Below are 3,382 nucleotides of genomic sequence, written 5' to 3' on the forward strand. Positions count from 1 at the left end.
GCCGAGAAGATTTCCAGGACATCGACGTCGCCGCCCAGTGAGCCGGACTTGATGCAGGCAGCGTTGTGTCCCGGGTGGCCGCCGGCCGGCAGCAGCGGCGGCTCGCCGGTCAGGCAGGCGTCCGCCACCAGGGGACAACGCGGCGCGAAGGAGCAGCCGGTGGGCGTGTAGATCAGGTTGGGCGGGATGCCCTCGATGGGGACCAGTGAGGTCTTCTCGGCAACGTCCACCCGGGGGACCGCGCCCAGCAAACCCATGGTGTAGGGCATGCGGGGGTTGTAGTAAATGTCATCCACCCGGCCGGTTTCCACGGGCTTGCCCGCGTACATGACCATGATGTCGTCCGCGATGCCTGCCACCACACCGAGGTCGTGGGTGATCATCACGACGGCGGCGCCTGTCTCTTCCTGCGCCTTATGAAGCACCTCAAGCACCTGGGCCTGGATGGTGACGTCCAGCGCCGTCGTCGGCTCATCCGCGATCAGCACCCGCGGGTTGTTGGCGATGGCGATCGCGATCATCACGCGCTGGCGCATGCCGCCGGAAAACTCGTGCGGGAACGCCCGGAGCCTGTCCTTGGGACTGGGGATCCCCACCATCGCCAGAAGTTCGACGGCGCGGGCTTCCTTCGCCGGGTTGCTCATGCCGGGATTGTGGATGGTGAGCGCCTCGATGATCTGGGCGCCGACGGTGTACACCGGGGTGAGGGAGGACAGCGGGTCCTGGAACACCATGGCGATGTCGTTGCCGCGGAAGGCGCACATGGCTTTGTCGCTGAGGCCGAGCAGCTCCTTGCCCTTGAGCCGCACTGATCCGGAAATCTCCGCGGTAGGCGGCAGGAGCCCCATGATGGCGAGCGAGGTGACGGACTTTCCCGAGCCGGACTCGCCCACAATGCCCAGGGTCCGGCCCGGCATAAGGTCGAAGTCAACACCGCGGACGGCGTGCACCACACCGTTCTCTGAGCTGAACCGGACGTTCAGGTCCCGGACCGACAGGACCGCGTCCGACGGCGTGTGGAGGCCTGCGATGTGGAGGCGTTCTGCCGGCGTGGGGGCCGGGTCAGCCGGTTCGAGGTACGTTCCGCTGCTCATGTGGCCCTCTTCTGTGCGCTGTTCTTCTTTGCCCGGCCAACCGAACTGGAGCTCGGATCAAACGCGTCACGCAGGCCGTCATTCATCATGGCCAGGGACCCTGTGAGCAGGAACATCACGGTCAACGGGACCCAGAACATCCACGGGAAGGTCTGCACCTGGGAGGTGGCCCCGCCGATCAGCACGCCCAGGCTCACGTCCGGAACCTTGATGCCGATGCCGATGAACGAGAAGGCAACTTCCGCCAGGATGGCGCCGGTGACTCCGCGGGTGATGTCCAGGACCAGGAGCGAACCGATATTCGGGACCAGGTGCCGCCACACAATACGCCGCGGCGGGACACCCATGTACTGCGCTGCCTTGACGAAGTCACGCTGCATCAGCGACATGGACAGCGAGCGGATCAGCCTGGCGGTGCCCATCCAGCTGAATACGAGCAGGACGATGATCAGCAGGAGCCAGCTGGGGAGGTTCTTCTTCAAGCCATCGCCTCCGCCGCTGGTGGCGACGGCCACCACCAGCAGGGCGGGCATCATGATGAGCGCCTCGAGGAAAAAGAGCATCACCTTGTCCACTTTGCCGCCGAAATAGGCCATGGTGCAGCCGTAGACCGCGGCAATCAGGACGGACACCAGGCCCACAATGAGGCCGATGAGAATGGAGATGCGGGTGCCTTCGACGGTCATCGCGTAGAGGTCGATGCCGGCCTGGGATGTGCCCAGGAAGTGCTCGGCCGACGGTGGCATGCCGATGTTGAAGGGGTCGATGGTTTCTTTGTCCCACGGGGTGAAATATCCGCCGACAAAGGAGAAGACAGTCAGACCGAGGAAGATGGCCAGGCCCGCCACGGCGGTCCGGTTCCGCATGAAGCGCCGGAAAATGATGGTGGATTTGCCGATGATGACATCTGCGCTGTCCAGGTGGGCGTCCTGGGCCACTGCCGCCGGGTCGATGGCGTTGAGGTTGGTCATGGCTACTGCACCCTCACTCTCGGGTCTACCAGCGTGGTGGCAAAGTCAGCCAGGATGGCGCCGAGGGCAAAGATCACTGAGCCGTAGGCGAGGGTGGCGGTTGCGGCATTCACGTCCTGCAGGGAGATGGCGTCAATGCTCCACGAACCCACTCCGGGCCAGGCGAAGATCTTCTCGGCGAAGAAGCCGCCCGCGAAGATAGCGGGAATGGTGAAGGCGATGCTCTGGGCTACGGGAATGAAGGACACCCGGAGGGCATGCCTGGAAATGGCCTGGTTGCGGGTCAGCCCCTTGGCGCGTGCCGTTCGGACAAAGTCGGCATTGACGTTGTCCAGCAGGTACTGCCGCTGGGCGATCTGGTACGAGCCCCAGCCCACCAGCGTGATGGCTGCCGTGGGCACTGCGTAGTGTGCCAGCATGTCCACGAACTGGGCCCATCCCGGTGCCATGCCCGGGGTGGAGATGCCGGTGACGAAGAAGATGCGCTCCCCGACCGTCTCGTTGATGTTGATGGCACCGAGCTGCACCAGGAAGTAAGCGATAGGGGCCGGCACGATGTACGCCAGGTAGCTGTACGAGGTGATGACACGGTCCTGGAACTTGTACTGGCGGGCCGCCGAGTACACTCCGAGGGCGACGCCGATGACAAGGGTCAGGACGATCGAGGCGAGGAACAACCGGGTTGAGATCCATACCCGGTCACCGAATTCGGCGTTGATGAAGGCGCCGTTGGGGCTGCGTCCCCAGTCCCAGCGGGTCACGATCGCCGTGAGCCACTCGACGTAGCGTTCCCACGGGCTAAGGTCCGGGTCCAGCCCCTTCAGGCGCATGGAGTTGGCTACCTGTTCCGGGGTGGGGCGGGGAATCCGTTCCTGCTCGAGCAGTGCCGGCTTGAGCGAACTGACCGCCAGGAAGTACCCGGCCGAGGTGGTCAGGAAGATCATGAAGACGTACGTGATGCCGCGCTTGGCAAGGTACCTGAGCATGCGGCAGCTACTTCTGGATCGTTGCCGCCGGGACGCTTGACGTACACACCAGGGGATCGCCCTGTGCCGGTACCGGCCTGTTTACCTCGACTGCATCCACGTTTCAGATCCTTCCGATTTCCCCAGCCAGCCACGGATCGCGCCGCCCCCAGGTCTCCGCCGGCGCATTCGCCGGCCTTCGCGACCGACACTCACAAGTCCGTAAGAACTATGTTGCGGGTCACATTCCAGAGGAAACTATCACATGGATGAGTCCGGCATGTGAGCATCTGCCGGAGAATGGCGGGACCGTATCAGATCGTTATGAATTATTCAGTGGAATCGATTTGAC

At 63.8% G+C, this 3,382-nt stretch carries 3 protein-coding genes; all 3 read right to left on the reverse strand.

Features of this window, described 5'->3' with window-relative positions; all coding sequences use genetic code 11:
- The coding region (locus DBR22_RS07505; RefSeq protein WP_146187424.1) for an ABC transporter ATP-binding protein at positions 1 to 1,094 on the reverse strand (1,094 nt) is incomplete at its 3' end.
- Positions 1,091 to 2,065, reverse strand: coding sequence for an ABC transporter permease (locus DBR22_RS07510; RefSeq protein WP_108598491.1), 975 nt, complete (start codon positions 2,063 to 2,065; stop codon positions 1,091 to 1,093). The genes DBR22_RS07510 and DBR22_RS07505, both read right to left, overlap by 4 nt.
- A gap of 2 nt (positions 2,066 to 2,067) precedes the next feature.
- Positions 2,068 to 3,051, reverse strand: a complete 984-nt coding sequence (locus DBR22_RS07515; protein WP_108598492.1) for an ABC transporter permease — start codon at positions 3,049 to 3,051, stop codon at positions 2,068 to 2,070.
- Between the last annotated feature and the right edge of the window lie 331 nt (positions 3,052 to 3,382).

The sequence above is a fragment of the Arthrobacter sp. HMWF013 genome (assembly GCF_003061105.1).
Taxonomy (GTDB): domain Bacteria; phylum Actinomycetota; class Actinomycetes; order Actinomycetales; family Micrococcaceae; genus Arthrobacter.